The 15,516-nt window shown below is 69.9% G+C and carries 13 protein-coding genes and 2 tRNA genes; 5 read left to right on the forward strand and 10 right to left on the reverse strand.

Translation table 11 applies throughout. From position 1 onward, the window contains the following. Window positions 1-13 precede the first annotated feature (13 nt). On the forward strand, window positions 14-721 hold the full coding sequence (locus ACWEVP_RS13015; RefSeq protein ID WP_452062742.1) for a FadR/GntR family transcriptional regulator: 708 nt from the start codon (window positions 14-16) through the stop codon (window positions 719-721). Here ACWEVP_RS13015 and ACWEVP_RS13020 read toward each other — a convergent pair. From ACWEVP_RS13020 to ACWEVP_RS13035, 4 genes are read right to left on the reverse strand one after another with little or no spacing between them, the layout of a single operon-like run. Beyond that, window positions 718-1,743, reverse strand: coding sequence for an ABC transporter permease (locus ACWEVP_RS13020; protein ID WP_452062743.1), 1,026 nt, complete (start codon window positions 1,741-1,743; stop codon window positions 718-720). The genes ACWEVP_RS13015 and ACWEVP_RS13020 overlap by 4 nt on opposite strands. Then, the gene (locus tag ACWEVP_RS13025; RefSeq protein ID WP_452062744.1) at window positions 1,736-3,235 is read right to left on the reverse strand and encodes a sugar ABC transporter ATP-binding protein; all 1,500 of its coding nucleotides are present in this window, start codon (window positions 3,233-3,235) and stop codon (window positions 1,736-1,738) included. The genes ACWEVP_RS13020 and ACWEVP_RS13025 overlap by 8 nt, the downstream gene beginning before the upstream one ends. Before the next feature lie 11 nt (window positions 3,236-3,246). Next, a complete protein-coding gene (locus tag ACWEVP_RS13030; RefSeq protein WP_452062745.1) occupies window positions 3,247-4,293 on the reverse strand; it encodes a sugar ABC transporter substrate-binding protein in 1,047 nt (348 codons plus the stop codon). After that, window positions 4,290-5,645, reverse strand: a complete 1,356-nt coding sequence (locus tag ACWEVP_RS13035; RefSeq protein ID WP_452062746.1) for an enolase C-terminal domain-like protein — start codon at window positions 5,643-5,645, stop codon at window positions 4,290-4,292. The genes ACWEVP_RS13030 and ACWEVP_RS13035 overlap by 4 nt, the downstream gene beginning before the upstream one ends. Before the next feature lie 184 nt (window positions 5,646-5,829). On the opposite strand from ACWEVP_RS13035, the gene ACWEVP_RS13040 reads away from it, so the two are divergent. Genes ACWEVP_RS13040 through ACWEVP_RS13050 form a run of 3 tightly spaced genes read left to right on the forward strand, consistent with a single transcriptional unit; the run spans window position 5,830 to window position 8,714 of the window. Next, entirely contained in the window at window positions 5,830-6,918 is a 1,089-nt protein-coding gene (locus ACWEVP_RS13040; RefSeq protein WP_452062747.1) for a substrate-binding domain-containing protein, read from the forward strand. A 21-nt stretch (window positions 6,919-6,939) separates the two neighbouring features. After that, window positions 6,940-7,899, forward strand: a complete 960-nt coding sequence (locus tag ACWEVP_RS13045) for an ABC transporter permease (protein ID WP_452062942.1) — start codon at window positions 6,940-6,942, stop codon at window positions 7,897-7,899. Further along, window positions 7,896-8,714: an ATP-binding cassette domain-containing protein gene (locus ACWEVP_RS13050; protein ID WP_452062748.1), complete on the forward strand. Its 819-nt coding sequence runs from the start codon at window positions 7,896-7,898 to the stop codon at window positions 8,712-8,714. The genes ACWEVP_RS13045 and ACWEVP_RS13050 overlap by 4 nt, the downstream gene beginning before the upstream one ends. A 1-nt stretch (window position 8,715) precedes the next feature. Here ACWEVP_RS13050 and ACWEVP_RS13055 read toward each other — a convergent pair. The 4 genes from ACWEVP_RS13055 to gltX form a co-directional block, all read right to left on the reverse strand. Next, a tRNA-Glu gene (locus ACWEVP_RS13055) sits at window positions 8,716-8,788 on the reverse strand. Window positions 8,789-8,890: 102 nt separating this feature from the next. Further along, a tRNA-Gln gene (locus ACWEVP_RS13060) sits at window positions 8,891-8,962 on the reverse strand. Between the two features lie 50 nt (window positions 8,963-9,012). Further along, on the reverse strand, window positions 9,013-9,837 hold the full coding sequence (locus ACWEVP_RS13065) for an HAD family hydrolase (protein ID WP_452062749.1): 825 nt from the start codon (window positions 9,835-9,837) through the stop codon (window positions 9,013-9,015). 112 nt (window positions 9,838-9,949) lie between these two features. Beyond that, window positions 9,950-11,428, reverse strand: a complete 1,479-nt coding sequence (gene gltX / locus ACWEVP_RS13070) for a glutamate--tRNA ligase (protein WP_452062750.1) — start codon at window positions 11,426-11,428, stop codon at window positions 9,950-9,952. 95 nt (window positions 11,429-11,523) lie between these two features. On the opposite strand from gltX, the gene ACWEVP_RS13075 reads away from it, so the two are divergent. Beyond that, on the forward strand, window positions 11,524-12,774 hold the full coding sequence (locus ACWEVP_RS13075; RefSeq protein WP_452062751.1) for an FAD-dependent oxidoreductase: 1,251 nt from the start codon (window positions 11,524-11,526) through the stop codon (window positions 12,772-12,774). Here the strand turns inward: ACWEVP_RS13075 and ACWEVP_RS13080 are convergent. Both ACWEVP_RS13080 and cimA read right to left on the reverse strand, forming a co-directional pair. Next, the gene (locus ACWEVP_RS13080; RefSeq protein WP_452062752.1) at window positions 12,771-13,541 is read right to left on the reverse strand and encodes a fumarylacetoacetate hydrolase family protein; all 771 of its coding nucleotides are present in this window, start codon (window positions 13,539-13,541) and stop codon (window positions 12,771-12,773) included. The two genes, ACWEVP_RS13075 and ACWEVP_RS13080, sit on opposite strands and share 4 nt — an antisense overlap. Window positions 13,542-13,545: 4 nt before the next feature. Continuing rightward, window positions 13,546-15,177 carry a citramalate synthase gene (gene cimA, locus ACWEVP_RS13085; RefSeq protein ID WP_452062753.1) on the reverse strand — a complete coding sequence of 544 codons (1,632 nt, stop codon included), beginning with the start codon at window positions 15,175-15,177 and terminating at the stop codon, window positions 13,546-13,548. Between the last annotated feature and the right edge of the window lie 339 nt (window positions 15,178-15,516).

Raw genomic sequence — 15,516 nt, forward strand, 5'->3', positions numbered from 1 at the left:
TAGAATCCCCACCATGGCAAGGTCCCTGACCGACGAAGCGATCGACCGGATCCGGGAGTTCGTCCGCTCCGGGCGCTTCCCCGCGGGTTCGCGGCTGCCCCCCGAACACGAGCTGGCCGCGGAACTGGGCATCTCCCGCAGTCCGACCCGCGAGGCCGTGAAAGCCCTTGCGCTCGCCCGCGTTCTCGAAGTGCGCCGCGGCGATGGCACCTACGTCACCAGTCTCGCCCCCGGCCTGCTGCTCGAGGGTCTGGGCAACGCGGTCTCGCTCATGCAGGACGGCACCGTGCTGGAGCTGACCGAAGTGCGGCGCCTCCTCGAGCCCGCCGCCACCGGGCTCGCCGCCACCCGGATCACCGATGACCGGCTGCGCGTCGTCGCCGGATTGCTCGAAGCGATGCAGGACGCCGTCGAGGACGTCGAGCGCCTCACCGTGCTCGACGCCGCCTTCCACCGGGAAGTGATCACCGCGGCGGGCAACGAAACCCTGACCGCGCTGCTGGACGGCATCTCCTCGCGGACGCTGCGGGCGAGGATCTGGCGCGGCACCGTCGACCGCGGTGTCACGCACGAGACTTTGTCGCAGCACCAAGCGATCTACGACGCGCTGGCCGCCCGCGACCCCGGCGTGGCCACCGCCGCCGCGCTGATGCACGTGGACACCTCCGAACGCTGGCTGCGCGCCCACTTGGCCGAGCCGCGGGCCCTCGACGGCGCTTAGGTCTGCCGCTTGCCGCTGGTGATGCGGGACATCACCAGCGCGACCAGGATGATCGTGCCGTTGAGCGCCCCGATCCACTGCGCGGGCACGCCGGCCAGCGTGAGCACGTTCTGGATCATGTACAGCAGCAGGATCCCGGTGAAGGCCCCGAAAATCGTGCCCTTGCCACCGTTCAGGCTGACGCCGCCGATCACCGCCGCCGCGAACACCGTGAAGATGTAGCCGTTGCCCTGCGCCGCGGCCACCGAAGCCAGCCGACCCGACAGCAGCAAGCCGCCGAGCGCGGCGAGCGCGCTCGCCGCGATCAGGACGAGCCACACGATGCGCCCGGTCCGGATGCCCGCGGCCTTCGCCGCGTCCTCGTTGCCGCCGATCGCGTACAGGCTGCGGCCGAACCGCGTATACCCGAGGAGGACGACGCCGGCGGCGAACAGCAGCACGCAGATCCAGATGGACGCCGGGATCCCGGCCCACAGCGTCGTGCCGAGGTAGAGCATCGAATCGGGCAGGCCGAAGAACGTCTGGCCGCCGGAGATCCCGGTCAGCAGGCCGCGCAGCACGATCAGCATCCCGAGGGTGACCACGAACCCGCTCAGCCCGAACCGGACGATCAGCAGCGCGTTGACGACCCCGACCAGCACCCCCACCGCCAGCACCACCGGCACCGCCGTCCACGAAGGCAGCAGGCCGAGCGAGTGACCGCCCTCGATCGTCAGCCAGGCCGCCACTCCGGGGGCCAGCCCGAACGTGGACTCCAGCGACAGGTCCATCTTGCCGACGACCAGGACCAGCGTCTGGGCGAGCACCAGCAGCGCGATCTCCGACATGGTCTGCAGGATGTTGAGCACGTTGTCGTACTGGAGGAACACCGGGTTCACCAGCTGGCCGACCACCGCGATCGCGATGATCCCGGGTACCAGCGCGAAGTCGCGCACGCGGGCGAAGGCGATCCGCCGCGGCGACCGGGCGACGGCGGCTTCGGGCCGCGCTCCGGCGCGCAGGGCGGTGGGGCTGTCAGGCATCGAGGTCGACTCCTTCCATGGCCGCCACGACCTCGCGGTCCGGCCGGCCGGCGGGGATTTCGGCGGTGAGCCGTCCGTGGACCATGACGAGCACGCGATCACACAGCCGCAGGTCGTCCAGCTCGTCCGACGCGATCAGCACTCCGGTGCCCCCGGCGGCGGCCTCGGCCACCTTGCCGAGGAGGAACTCCTTCGACCGCACGTCCACCCCCGCGGTCGGGGTGATCAGCACGAGCACGCGCGGATCGCCGGCGAGGGCACGGGCCATGACGACCTTCTGCTGGTTGCCGCCGGAGAGCGCCGACACCGCCAGCTCCGGGCCGGGTGTCTTCACCTCGAGGCGGTCGATCATCGTCCCGGCCAGCCGGTCGCGAAGGCCGGACCGGACGAAGATGCCCGGGCCGAGCCGGTCCATGACGGACAGGGTGGTGTTGTCCGCCACCGACATCCCGGGCACGAGCCCCTGGTGGTGGCGGTCTTCCGGGACGAAGCCGAGCCCGGCGGCGAGGGCCGCCGGGACGTCGCCGGGGCGAGGGCGCCGTCCGCCGACGAAGAGGGTGCCCGAATCGGCCTTCCGCAGCCCGGTCAGGGTTTCCGCGACCTCGGTCTTGCCGCTGCCGCCGGCCCCGGCCAAGCCGACGATCTCCCCCGGCGCGACGGTGAAGGAGACGTCCTCGTACGCGGCGGCGAGGCTCAGCTCGCGCACCTCGAGCACCGGCGCCGAGCCGGACCGGGCCGTCGACGCGCGTTCTTCGGCCACGGCGGCGTTCTCGCCGGTCATCGCCGCGACGAGATCCGCCTTCGGGAGCTCGGCGACCGGCGCGGTCAGCACGTGCCGGGCGTCGCGGTAGACCGTGACCGTGTCGCAGATTTCGTAGACCTCCTGCAGGTGGTGGCTGATGAACAGGAACGTCACGCCCTGGCGTTGCAGGTCGGCGATGTGGCCGAACAGCCGGGTGATGGCGCCGCCGTCCAGCTGCGCGGTCGGCTCGTCGAGGATGACGAACCGCGCGCCGAACGACAGCGACCGCGCGATTTCGACGAACTGCCGCTGCTCGACGCCGAGCTCCCCGGCCGGCCGGCGCACGTCGACGTCGACCGACCACCGTTCGAGCAGCCGGGTGGCCGCCCGGCGCACCGCGGGCCAGCGGACGAAGCCGTGCGAGGTCTCCTGCCGGTTCAGGAACAGGTTCTCCGCCACCGAAAGGTCCGGGATGATCGTCGAACGCTGGTACACGCAGGCGACCAGTGACCGCCAGGCGTCCCGATCGGACAGTGCCGGCGCCGGCTCGCCGTTCATCCGCAGCGAGCCCGACTCCGGTGCGGTCAAGCCGGTGAGGACGGAGACGAGCGTCGACTTCCCGGCGCCGTTGCGGCCGACGAGCGCGTGCGTCTGTCCCGGGAGGACGGTCAGGTCGGCGTGGTCCAGCGCGACCGTGGCGCCGTAGCGCTTGACCACCTGCCGAGCTGCCACGACCGGTACCGCACCCATGTCCGCCTCCCTCAGCTCTTGCTGTTGCCCCACAGGGACTGGTCGTCGACCTTGACGCTGGCGACCGGACCGAAGCTCGCGCCGTCCGCGGTGACCAGCGGCGCGGCCAGCTGGTCCTCCATCAGGCCGTCGCGGACGGCCACGATCGTGCTGTCGTGGTCGGTCTTGCCCGGCACCGGCTGCTTGCCCGCGATGGCGTCCTTCACGTACTGCAGCGCGTACTTCGCGAACAGGTCGGCGGGCTGGGACACGGTCGCGTCCATCTCGCCCGCGCGGATCTTCGCCAGCTCCTCGGGGATGCCGTCGTTGGACACGACGAACACGTGCTTCGGATCGGTCGCCGGTACGAGCAGGCCGCGTTGCTTGAGCAGCTGCAGCGTCCCGGAAAGCGCGAAGCTGGACTGCATGTAGACGCCCTTGATGTCCGGGTTCGCGGTCAGCCGGGTCTGGAGTTTCTGGGCCGCGGTGCCGGCGTCCCAGTTCGTGGCTTCGCCGAAGACCGTGACGCCGGGGAAGTTCTGCTTCATGCAGTCGTTGAAGGCCTCGGTGCGGTCACGGCCGTTGATCGACGCGAGATCGCCCTGCAGCATCACGACCTTGCCCTTGCCGCCGAGCTTCGTGCCGAGGAACCGGCACGCCTTTTCGCCGTAGGCGCGGTTGTCCGCCCGCACGACCATGTAGACGTTCCCCTGGTCGGGCCGCGTGTCGACGGACACGACCGGGATCTTCTTGCTCGCCAGCTGCTGCAGCGTCGGGATGATCGCCGCGGTGTCCTGCGGCGCCATGACGACGCCCTTGACGCCCTGGCTGATCATCGTCTGCACGTTGGCGGTCAGCGTGGCGACGTCGTTCTGCGAGTTCGTGGTCTTGAGGTCGAGGCCGGACTGGCCGGCGAACTGGGGCACGTACTTGATGTAGGCGTTCCAGAAATCGGTGTCCGAGCGCGGGTAGTCGACGCCGACGACGGTTTGCCCGGACGCGGCGGTGCCCCCGCCGCCGCAGCCGGCGAGCAGACCGGCCGCGACGGCCAAGGCCGGGCACAGGTAGCGGATCTTCATGACCTCTCCTCGTTGACAGGCTGTGGTGGTCGCGCGACCACCCCCGCTTCGGCGCGCCAGGCCGGACCGCCGGGGTACCGGAAGCGAGCCACGGACTCGGGGTGCAGGCGGGCGCCGAGGCCCGGCCCCAGCGGCGCCAGGTACCGCCCGCGCTCGACCCGCACCGGGTCGACGAAGTGCTCGTGCAGGTGGTCCACGTATTCGATGACGCGGTCCCGCCGGGTTCCGCTGACCGCGACGAAGTCGAACATCGCCAGGTGCTGGACCATCTCGCAGAGGCCGACCCCGCCGGCGTGCGGGCAGACGGGCACCCCGAACTTCGCGGCCAGCAAGAGGATCGCGATGTTCTCGGTGACGCCGGCGACCCGGCTCGCGTCGAGCTGCAGGATGTCGATCGCCTCGGCCTGCAGCAGTTGCTTGAACACCACCGCGTTGGGCGTGTGCTCCCCGGTCGCCACCTTGATCGGCGCCACGGCGCGGCGGATCGCGGCGTGGCCGAGCACGTCGTCGGGCGAGGTCGGCTCCTCGATCCAGTACGGGTCGAACTCCGCCAGCGGCCGCAGCCACTCGATCGCCTGCCCGACCCCCCACACCTGGTTGGCGTCGATGGCGATCCGCACGGCCGGGCCGACGACCTCGCGGGCCAGCCGCAGCCGCCGGACGTCCTCGGCGAGATCGGCGCCGACCTTGAGCTTGATCTGGGTGAACCCGTCCTCGACCGCCTCCGACGCGAGCGCCGCCAGCTTCTCCGGCGAGTAGCCGAGCCAGCCGGGAGTCGTGGTGTAGGCGGGATAACCCGATTCGAGCAGTTCGGCCTGCCGGGCGGCCCGGCCCGGTTCGGCGCGCCGGAGGATGTCCAGTGCCTCTTCGCGGGTAAGGGCTTCCCGCAGGTAGCGGAAGTCGATGAGGTCGACCAGGTCCGCCGGTGGCAGCTCGGCGAGCAGCCGCCAGACCGGCTTTCCTTCGCGGCGGGCCCGCAGGTCCCAGGCGGCGTTGACGATCGCCGCCGCGGCCATGTGGATCGCCCCCTTGTCGGGACCCAGCCAGCGGAACTGGCTGTCGCCGGTCAGCCGGCGGGAGAACCCGCCGAGGTCGGCGAGCGCGTCGGCCACCGGCAGGCCCACGACCAACGGCACCAGCGCGCGCACGGCGGCGACCTGGACGTCGTTGCCGCGCCCCACGGTGAACGCGAGGCCATACCCCTCCTCCCCCGCGCTCGTGCGGATGGTGACGTACGCGGCGGAGTAGTCGGGTTCCGGGTTCATCGCGTCCGAACCGTCCAAGGTCCGCGACGTCGGAAACCGGACGTCGACGGCGTCGATCGCGCTGATCACCTCGGTCAAGGCAGCCACCTCCCTCGAGCACGACGAGCCAGACAACATATGTATGGCTACGCTTTCGTCGCGAAAAAGTCCAGACAGCCGCGGATTCCCAGGAAACTCTGGTCGAGACATCATACGTCTGCTACCGTCGTCGACGCCGTACCGCGAGACCCGTAGCCGAAGCACCGCCGCTGAGAGGGAATGCGGGGTCACGATGACAGCTGGAACAGGCACGTCCCGGAGAACCGCGCTCAAGTACGGGGGTGCGTCGGTCGCCGCGAGCGCGCTGCTCGCCGCGTGCACGAGCGTCCAACAAGGTCAGAACGGCGGCGGCCGCTCCGGCCCCTTCCCGAGCACGCCGCCGTGGCGGTTCGTGTTCGTCAACCACGTCACCACGAACTCGTTCTTCGTTCCGACGCGGACCGGGCTCGCCGACGCCGCGGCGCTGCTCGGCGTGCCCGAGCCGCAGTGGACCGGTTCGGAGAACGGCAACGTCGCCCAGATGGCCAGTGCCATGGAGACCGCGATCACCGGCAAGGCCGACGGGATCGCCGTGGCCTTGACGGACGACAACGCGTTCGTCGACCTCACGAAACGGGCGCTGGGCCAAGGCATTCCGGTCATCGCCTACAACGCGAACGCCGCCGGCAACTTCCCGCTCACCTACGTCGGCCAAGACCTGTACCTGTCGGGTTTCCGGATGGGACAGCGCATCGCGCGGAAGGTCACCGCCGGCGACATCCTCGTCGGCATCTCCCAGCCGGGCGGCAACAACGTCCAGCCGCGGCTCGACGGCATCACCGACGCGCTCAAGCAGGCCGCGCCGGGCGTGCGCGTCCAGTCGGTCAACACCGGCGCCGAGCAAGCCGGCGAACTCAACGCGATGACCGCCGCGTACACCGGGAACACCGCCGTCAAAGGGATCTACGCGGTCGACGCCGGCAGCACCGCGGCGTGCGCGAAGCTGATCGCCGACCGCGGCCTGTCCGGCAAGATCGGCGGCGGCGGGTTCGACCTGCTCGACGACACGGTCACCGGCGTCAAGGGCGGCGCGCTCGACTTCACCATCGACCAGTCCCCCTACCTGCAGGGCTTCCTGTCGGTGCTCTACCTGTACCTGTTCCGGCTGTCCGGCACGCTGGTCGCGCCGCCGGTCACCGACACCGGCCTCACGTTCGTCACCAAGGAGAACGTCGGCCCGTACGCGACGGCCAAGAGCCGGTTCGAGGGCGGCGACAACAAGGACGTCATCGCGATGCCGGGCTCGATCCCGTTGCCGCCCGCGTCGGTGCTGAGCCGGTAGCGGGGCGACGTCGTGCGACCGATGCTGCTCGGCGTGATGCGGGTCAAGGAACTGAGCATCCTGCTGGTGACGATCGCCGCCGGGATCTACTTCACGGCGACGACCGACGCGTTCAACTCCGCGGACAACTACCAGACGATCGCGCAGTACGTGGCGCCGTGGGCGATCATCGCCGCCGGGCAGGTGATGCTGCTGATCTGCGGCGAGATCGACCTGTCCGCCGGCTTCGTGTTCACCCTGTCCCCGTTCCTGCTGATGCAGTTCTCCGTCAACGGCTGGCCACTGTGGCTCGCGCTGCTCGCCGCGATCGCGCTGAGCGCGGTGATCGGCGTGGTGAACGGGCTGATCCGGACCGTGCTCACCATTCCCTCGTTCATCACCACGCTCGGCATGGCGTTCCTGTTGCAGGGCCTGGTGCTCATCATCTCCAACGCCCGGCCGGTCGGGGCGCCGAAGGACAGCGGGCTGCTCGAGGTGTTCGGCGGCGCCCGCTGGACCGAGTTCCTGTGGGCGCTCGGTGTGGTCGTCGTGATGCAGGTGGTGCTCTCGGCGACCCGGTTCGGCATTCACACCCAGGCCACCGGCGGCAACCCGGTCGGCGCGGCGGAATCCGGCATCCCGGTCAACCGCGTGAAGGTGGTCAACTTCGCGGTCACCAGCACGCTGGCCGGGCTCGCCGGGATCCTGCAGGGCACCCGAGTCGGCTCGTACGACCCGACGAACGGCGGGTTCACCACGATGTTCTTCGCGGTGGCCTCGGCCGTGATCGGCGGCACGGCGCTGCTCGGCGGCTCGGGCACGGTGGCCGGCGCGTTCCTGGGCGCGCTGCTGCTGGGCATCGTGTTCGACGGCTTCAACCTGACCGGGGTCAGCGCGAACGCGTTCAACGTGGTGCTCGGCGCCGCGATCCTGGGCGCGATGGTGCTGAACGTGACGCTGATCGTGGTGCGCAAGCGCGTCGGCTCCCGGGAGGCCGCATGACCGACGTCATCCGTGCCGAGGGCATCAGCAAGAGCTTCGGCCCGGTCGCCGCGCTCACCGACATCTCCCTGCACGTCGGGCGCGGGGAAATCCTCGGGCTCATCGGGGACAACGGCGCCGGCAAGTCGACGCTGATCAAGATCCTCACCGGCTACCACCAGCCCGACGGCGGGCAGCTGCTGTTCGAGGGCGAGCCGGTCACGCTGAAGTCCGTGGTGCACGCGCGGTCGCTGGGCATCGAGACGGTGTTCCAGGACCTCGCGATGGTCGACGACCTGCCCGTCTACCTGAACCTGCACCTCAACCGCGAGCTGACGCACCGCCCGCTGCCGTTCCTGCGGCGGCGCGAGATGAAGCGCCGGGCGCGGGAGGCGCTGGACTCGATCGGCATTTCGATCCCGTCGGTGACCACCGAGGTGGGCATGCTGTCGGGCGGCCAGCGCCAGGCGATCGCGGTGGCCCGGTCGGTGTATTCGAACGCGAAGCTGCTGCTGCTCGACGAGCCGCTCGCCGCGATGGGCGCCAAGGAGAGCGCGGTGATCCTGCGCCTGCTGCGGGAGTTGAAGCAGCGCGGCGACATCGCGATCATCCTGATCGCCCACAACTACGGCCAGGTGGTCGACGTCTGCGACCGGGTGAACCTGTTGCAGCACGGGGAAATCACGTTCGACCGGGCGTCCGCGGACACATCGGTGGCCGAGCTGCTCGAGCTGGTGAACGCGGAATACCGCATCGGCGGCGGACATCGGATCTCCGGCGCGCACTCTCCCAGCACACCAAAAAACCCGCCTGACCTGGGTCAGACGGGCTTCTGAGTACCCCCGATGGGATTCGAACCCACGCTACCGGCGTGAGAGGCCGGCGTCCTAGGCCGCTAGACGACGGGGGCTTAGGATCTTTCCCTGGTTTCCCAGGGGCTTTTCTGTTTTTCTTGCTGGAGAGAACTTACCAGAGGCGATTTCTCGCTCCGCAGGGGGGTCACTCTCCGCAGCTGGGGTACCAGGACTCGAACCTAGACTAACTGGACCAGAACCAGTCGTGCTGCCAATTACACCATACCCCAGTGAGGTACCGAGCCAGCCTGGCCGGTTCAGCACCGCACGAGGAGAAATACTAGAGCACGCCGTTCCGCACCGTGAAAGCGGGGGTCCCACTCACCCGCTGGACGGGGACGCCGATCGTCGCGTACTCCGAAACCAGCAGCTCAGGCAGCTCCGCGAGCCCCGTGACGCGGTGGACGCCCTCGGGGGCCCGCTCGCCGACGCCGTCGCGGTCGAGCCAGACCGCTCCCAGCCCCGCGTCGCGGGCGCCGATCGCGTCCGTGTCCAGCTTGTCCCCGACGTGGACCGCCTGCGCGGGCGCGCAGTCCAGGCCGAGGCAGACCGTGTGGAACATCACCGGATCGGGTTTCGCCACGCCCAGCTCGCCGGCGATCGCCACGTGGTCGAAGAACGGCGCCAGCCCCAGGTCGGCGATTTTCTTGCGCTGGTGGACGCCTGAGGCGTTCGTCACGGCGGCCAGCATCAGGCCGGCCGCGCGCAGCCACTCCAGACAGTCGAGGACGTCACCGAACAGCTGCCACGAGTGGTCGAGCAGCTCTCTTCGGCGCCGCTCGAACGAGCTCACCTGCTCGGCGTCGGCGAGAATGCCGATCTCGGCGAGGAAGCAGTCGGTACGGCGCTGGTGCATCGTCGCGTAGTCGAGTTCGCCGGCGACGACGAGGGCGACGTGCTCCTCGGTGATCAGGTCCCACAACGGCCAGAGGTCACCCCGGCCGGTCAGGATGTGGAGGCTGCGGCGGATCGCGGCCGTGCAGTCGATCAAGGTGTCGTCGATGTCGAGGCACACCAAGCGCAGCCGAGGCGGCGCCCAGGGCTCGGGCGCCGCCTCGGTGGGGGCGGTTCGCGACGGGGTCCGGGGTGCCAGGGCGAAATCCACCCAGTGAGGCTAGGGCAACCGCAGCGTTCGCGACGCTGCCAAAGAGGTGATTGCCGATCGCCTGTTCCGGCGCACCGGTTCTACTCCCAGTTGGCGAACCGTCTTCTTTCGGTTATCCGACCAAAGCGCGACGAAGACGTCCCAGTGAGACGTCGCGGCCGAGCAGTTCCATCGATTCGTACAGCGGAGGAGAAACCGTCCGGCCGGTGATGGCGACGCGAACCGGCGCGAAAGCCTTGCGGGGCTTGAGACCCAGACCGTCCACAAGGGCACCTTTGAGCGCCTCCTCGATGGCTTCCGTCTCCCACTCCGGCAGCGCCTCGAGCGCGGAGACCGCCGCGGTGAGCACCGGCTGCGCGGCTTCGCCGAGGTTCTTCGCCGCCGCGTCTTCCTCCGGCGCGAAAGCGTCCTCGTCGGCGAACAGGAACCGCACCATCGGCGCCGCGTCCGAAAGCACCGTGACGCGTTCCTGCACCAGCGGCGCGATCGCGGTCAACCGGGCCAGCTGCTGCTCGCCCGGCGATTCCGGAAGGACACCCGCGGTGACGAGGTACGGCGTGACGCGCGCGACGAACTCGGCCGCCGGCAGGGCCCGCACGTGGGTGCCGTTGATCGCTTCGGCCTTCTTGAGGTCGAAGCGCGCCGGGTTGGCGCTGACCTTGGTGACGTCGAAGGCGGCGATCATCTCCTCGACGCTGAAGACGTCGCGGTCGTCGGCGATCGACCAGCCGAGCAGGGCCAGGTAGTTGAGCAGGCCCTCGCGGATGAAGCCGCGGTCGCGGTAGTTGAAGAGGTTCGACGAAGGGTCGCGTTTGGACAGTTTCTTGTTGCCCTCGCCCATGACGTAGGGCAGGTGGCCGAACCGCGGCGTGAACTCCGCCACGCCGATGCGCTCCAGCGCCGCGTAGAGCGCGAGCTGACGGGGCGTCGAGGGCAGCAGGTCCTCGCCGCGCAGCACGTGCGTGATCTTCATCAGCGCGTCGTCGACCGGGTTGGTCAGCGTGTACAGCGGCTCGCCGTTGGCGCGCACGAGCACCGGGTCCGGGATCGTGTTCGCCGGGAACGTGATCTCGCCGCGCACGAGGTCGGTCCAGCCGAGGTCGGTGTCGGGCATGCGCAGGCGCAGCACCGGCGCGCGGCCCTCGGCGCGGTAGGCGGCGATCTGCTCGGCGGTGAGGTCGCGGTCGAAGTTGTCGTAGCCCAGCTTCGGGTCCAGGCCGGCCGCCTTGCGCCGGGCCTCGACCTCTTCGTTGGTCGAGAAGGCCTCGTACAGCTCCCCCGCCTCGAGGAGCTTCGCGGCGACGTCGGCGTAGATCGCACGGCGCTCGCTCTGGCGGTACGGCCCGTACTCGCCGCCGGCCTCGGGACCCTCGTCCCAGTCGATGCCCAGCCAGCGCAGGGCGTCGAGAAGCTGTTCGTAGGACTCCTGCGAGTCGCGCGCGGCGTCGGTGTCTTCGATCCGGAACACCAGTTGGCCCTGGTTGTGCCGGGCGAAGGCCCAGTTGAACAGCGCCGTGCGGATCAGCCCGACGTGCGGGGTGCCGGTCGGCGAAGGACAGAAGCGCGCGCGAACCACCGATGTCTCACTCATAGCCCGATCAGCGTATCCGTCGCCACAACGCTTGACGCCGGGGACCGGCCCGGGGCATCCTCGAGTTATTCAACAAGCGATGAATAGATGGGGAGATGGTCGAGATGACCGAGCGCACGGGCTGCGTCGTCATCGGTGGCGGGCCGGCCGGGATGGTCACGGGACTCCTGCTGGCGCGGGCCGGCGTCGAGGTGACGGTGCTGGAGAAGCACGCCGACTTCCTGCGGGACTTCCGCGGGGACACGGTCCACCCGTCCACGCTCACGCTGCTCGACGAGCTGGGCCTGGGCGAGAAGTTCCACGCGCTGCCGCACAGCGAGCTGCGTTCGGCGGGGTTCCCGCAGGAGGACGGCGAGCTGATGAAGCTGGCCGACTTCACCCGGCTGAAGGTCCCCCACCCGTACATCGCGATGGTGCCGCAGTGGGACTTCCTCGACCTGCTGGCCGAAAGCGCCCGCAAGGAGCCGACGTTCGTCCAGCGCATGGAGACCGAGTGCACCGGCCTGGTCCGCGAGCACGGCCGGGTCGCGGGCGTCACCTACCGCACGACGGCGGGCGAGACCGGCGAAATCCGCGCCGACCTGGTGATCGCCGCCGACGGCCGGTGGTCGCTGGCCCGCCGCGAAGCCGGTCTGGTGCCGCACGAGTACGACTGCCCGTTCGACGTCTGGTGGTTCCGGCTCTCGCGCGGTGCGGGCGAGGAAGGCGGCATGCTGCTGCCGAAGATGCGCGACCGCCGGTTCGCGGTGCCGCTCCCCCGGCCGGACTTCTACCAGGTCGCCTACCTCGCGCCGAAGGGCGAAGACCTGCGCGCCCACGGCATCGAGGCGTTCCGCGAGAACGTGACGCAGATCTGCCCCGAGTTCCACGACCGCGTCGGCGAACTGAAGACGATGGACGACGTCAAGTTCCTGGACGTGCGGCTCAACCTGCTGCGCAAGTGGCACGTCGACGGGCTGCTCTGCATCGGCGACGCGGCGCACGCGATGTCGCCGATCGGCGGCGTCGGCATCAACCTGGCGGTCCAGGACGCGGTCGCGGCGGCGACGCTGCTGGCCGAGCCGCTGCGCCGGGGCCGCCCGACGCAGGCCGAACTGGCGAAGGTGCGCTCGCGCAGGCTCGCGCCGACGCTGATGGTGCAGGGGCTGCAGCGCCTGATGCACCGCACGGTCGTGCGCGGGGTGATGAGCGGCAAGCGCAACGGCCCGCCGCTGCCGATGATCAAGGTGTTCGCGCGCTTCCCGCGGCTGTCGTACTTCCCGGCCCGGCTCCTCGGCCTGGGGCTGCGGCCGGAGCACGCTCCGGCGTTCGCCCGGCGGCCGATGGAGCCGGCGGCCAGGAATTAGACGTTCTCGACCGGGTTGGTCAGGGTGCCGATGCCTTCGATGGTGATCGAGACGCTCTGGCCACCCTCGATCGGGCCGACGCCCTCGGGGGTGCCGGTCAGGATGACGTCGCCGGGCAGCAGCGTCATCACGCCGGAGACGAACTCGACCAGCTCGGGGATCTTGTGGACGAGGTCGGACGTGCGGCCGTCCTGCTTCAGTTCGCCGTCCACCGAAGCCTTGAGCGAGAGGTCGGACGCGTCGATCGAGGTCTCGATCCACGGGCCGAGCGGGCAGAACGTGTCGAAGCCCTTGGCGCGGCCCCACTGGCCGTCGGACTTCTGCAGCTCGCGGGCGCTGACGTCGTTGGCGATCGTGTAGCCGAGGATCGCGCTGGCCGCGCGGGCGGCGGGCACGTTCTTCACCGGCTGGCCGATGACGATGGCCAGCTCGCCCTCGAAGTCGACCCGGCCGACGTTCGACGGACGGCGGATCGGCGCGTTCGGGCCGACGACCGTGGTGGACGGCTTGAGGAACAGCATCGGGGCGCTGGGCACCTCGTTGCCGAACTCGGCCGCGTGCTTGGCGTAGTTGCGGCCGACGGCGATCACCTTGGACGGCAGGATCGGCGCGAGCAGCCGGACGTCGGCCAGCGGCCACCGCTTGCCGGTGAAGTTGGGCTGGCCGAACGGGTGCTCGGCGATTTCCAGGACCTGGGCGTCGTCACCGTCCCCTTCGACCGAAGCGAACGCGACACCACCGGGATGAGCAATACGGGCTAGGCGCACGTGGTCAGTCTACTTCCGCTCGCGCGGTGACCGGGGCCACGGTGGTGCTCTTGTGGACGAGCGCGTCGCACAGGGCCAGCCAGCTGGCCTCGACGATGTTGCCGTGCACGCCGACGGTGGTCCATTCACGTTCGCCGTCGGTGCTCTCGACCAGCACGCGCGTCACCGCGTCGGTGCCCGGGTGGCCCTGCAGGATGCGCACCTTGTAGTCGGCGAGCTCCACACTGTCCAACCAGGACAGGTGCGGGGAGAGCGCCTTCCGCAGGGCGGCGTCGAGGGCGTGCACCGGGCCGATGCCCTCGGCGGTGGCGATGACGCGCTGGCCGCCGACGTGCACCTTGACCGTGGCTTCGGACACGACCTCGGCGTCGGCGCGGTGGTCGAGGACCACGCGGTAGGACTCGAGCTCGAACGGCGCTTCGGCCGGTTCGTCGGCCTCCTGGCGCAGCAGCAGTTCCAGGGAGGCGTCGGCGGCCTCGAAGGACCAGCCTTCGGATTCGAGGCGCTTGACCTTGGTGATGGCGCTCGTCAGCGCCTCGGGCCGGCCGGCAAGGTCGACCCCGAGCTCACGTCCCTTGAGCTCGAGGCTGGCCCTGCCGGCCATCTCGGTGACCAGCACCCGCATGTCGTTGCCGACGGAAGACGGATCGATGTGGTTGTACAGCAACGGATCCACCTTGATCGCGCTCGCGTGCAGTCCCGCCTTGTGGGCGAAGGCCGACGCCCCTACGTAAGCCTGGTGGGTGTAGGGGGCGAGGTTGGCGATTTCGGCAAGGGCATGGGAGACCCGGGTCAGCTCGGCCGCTCCTCCGGTCGGGAGGACGTCCATGCCGAGCTTGGTCACGAGGTTCCCTGTCACGGCGAACAGGTCGGCGTTGCCGGCCCGTTCGCCGTAACCGTTGGCGGTGCACTGGACGTGCGTCGCGCCGGCCTGCACCGCGGCGACGGAGTTCGCCACGGCGCAGGAAGTGTCATCCTGGCAATGGATTCCGAGGCGGAACCCGGTTTTTTCCCTGATGTCCCGGACGGTCTCGGCGAGCCCGAGCGGGAGCTGGCCGCCGTTGGTGTCGCAGAGGACGAGGACGTCGGCGCCCGCGTGGGCGGCGGCGTCGAGGACCTTGAGCGACGTCTCGGGCGAGAAGGCGTAGCCGTCGAAGAAGTGCTCGGCGTCGAGGAAGACGCGGCGGCCCTCTTTCGTCAGGAAAGCGACGGTGTCCCGGACCATCGCGCAGGCCTCGTCGACGTCGACGCGCAGGGCGCGCTCGATGTGCCGCAGGTCGGACTTGGCGACGAGGGTGATGACCGGCGCTTCGCTGTCGAGGAGGGCCCGCACCTGCGGATCGGCGTCGGCGGTGGTGCCGGCCTTGCGCGTGGCGCCGAACGCGACCAGCGCGGCGTGCTTCAGCTTCAGTTCGCCTTTCGCGGCGCGGGCGAAGAACTCCGTGTCCTTGGGGAGCGCCCCGGGCCAGCCACCTTCGATGAACCCGACGCCGAGCTCGTCCAGCAGCCGCGCGACGGCGAGCTTGTCCTGGACGGAGTAGGAGATGCCCTCTCGCTGCGCACCGTCGCGCAGGGTGGTGTCGTAGAGGTGGAAGGCATCGCCGAGCGGGGTATCGGCGGGCTCCTGGCGGGTCACGGTCTTCTCCCAATCGTTTCGTGGCAACAAAAAAACCTCCCGCATGGGTGCGAGAGGTTGCGCGCCGGGGGCTCTTGTGGAGCTATCGTCCGGCGCGCTCGTCGATAATGATCGCGAAGCTGGTCACGGTCGCATCATGCCACAGGGGTTCGCGGGAAGTCCACAAACTGGGTCAAGCTCCCACCATCCGGGAACGCCCCACCGCTCCCTGGCCGGGCTGCGGCATAGTCGGGTCCGCACGGCCGACCAGAGCCGACCCGGAGGTCGTGAACGACCCGTTCACCGCGTCTGGCGAGGTGAACGACTCGTTCATGACGTTGCCGGCCGCCGGACCGGCCG

This window comes from Amycolatopsis sp. NPDC003865 (genome assembly GCF_053605345.1).

Bases quoted from the DNA above. Each gene is read 5' to 3' on its own strand.
- ACWEVP_RS13015 (WP_452062742.1), top strand. From the start codon at position 14: ATGGCAAGGTCCCTGACCGACGAAGCGATCGACCGGATCCGGGAGTTC.
- ACWEVP_RS13020 (WP_452062743.1), bottom strand. From the start codon at position 1,743: ATGCCTGACAGCCCCACCGCCCTGCGCGCCGGAGCGCGGCCCGAAGCC.
- ACWEVP_RS13025 (WP_452062744.1), bottom strand. From the start codon at position 3,235: ATGGGTGCGGTACCGGTCGTGGCAGCTCGGCAGGTGGTCAAGCGCTAC.
- ACWEVP_RS13030 (WP_452062745.1), bottom strand. From the start codon at position 4,293: ATGAAGATCCGCTACCTGTGCCCGGCCTTGGCCGTCGCGGCCGGTCTG.
- ACWEVP_RS13040 (WP_452062747.1), top strand. From the start codon at position 5,830: ATGACAGCTGGAACAGGCACGTCCCGGAGAACCGCGCTCAAGTACGGG.
- ACWEVP_RS13045 (WP_452062942.1), top strand. From the start codon at position 6,940: ATGCTGCTCGGCGTGATGCGGGTCAAGGAACTGAGCATCCTGCTGGTG.
- ACWEVP_RS13050 (WP_452062748.1), top strand. From the start codon at position 7,896: ATGACCGACGTCATCCGTGCCGAGGGCATCAGCAAGAGCTTCGGCCCG.
- gltX (WP_452062750.1), bottom strand. From the start codon at position 11,428: ATGAGTGAGACATCGGTGGTTCGCGCGCGCTTCTGTCCTTCGCCGACC.
- ACWEVP_RS13075 (WP_452062751.1), top strand. From the start codon at position 11,524: ATGGTCGAGATGACCGAGCGCACGGGCTGCGTCGTCATCGGTGGCGGG.